Source organism: Arthrobacter sp. 10T419, assembly GCF_056394105.1.
Map to the genome: position 1 here is coordinate 1 of NZ_JBFTHF010000083.1, position 367 is coordinate 367.

The window sequence follows — 367 nt, forward strand, 5'->3', positions numbered from 1 at the left end:
CTACCGGATAGGCACGCGAGAAATAGCGTTTTACCAGTTTCACGGAAGGCCGGAATTTCTTGCATTCTTGCGCCATCTCCTCGAGCCTGCTGAGTCCTACGGCATCTATCGTCACCGCCTTTAMAGCACGGGCATGTGCGACCGGCGACATGACAAGCCACAACATCGCGCATAGCGCGAGCAACAGGTTTCTCACCATTTTGCGGAGCTCGCTTCGGACTCGGTTTTCCGAGAGAGTTGAGGGTGTCTGTAGACATCGCCCATGGCCACTTTCAGGGTGGCTGAAAGTTCTGCTACGAGCCATCGAACAGCGTCATTCTGTGACGGGGTCACGGACTCGTACACTTCGTTTTTCTCAATGTATGCC

The 367-nt window shown here is 54.4% G+C and carries 1 protein-coding gene; it reads right to left on the bottom strand.

Annotated elements, in window-relative coordinates:
- Positions 1–199, bottom strand: a 199-nt coding sequence (locus AC1DBD_RS17985) for a hypothetical protein (RefSeq protein ID WP_476982752.1), incomplete at its 3' end; no start/stop codon positions are given.
- Between the last annotated feature and the right edge of the window lie 168 nt (positions 200–367).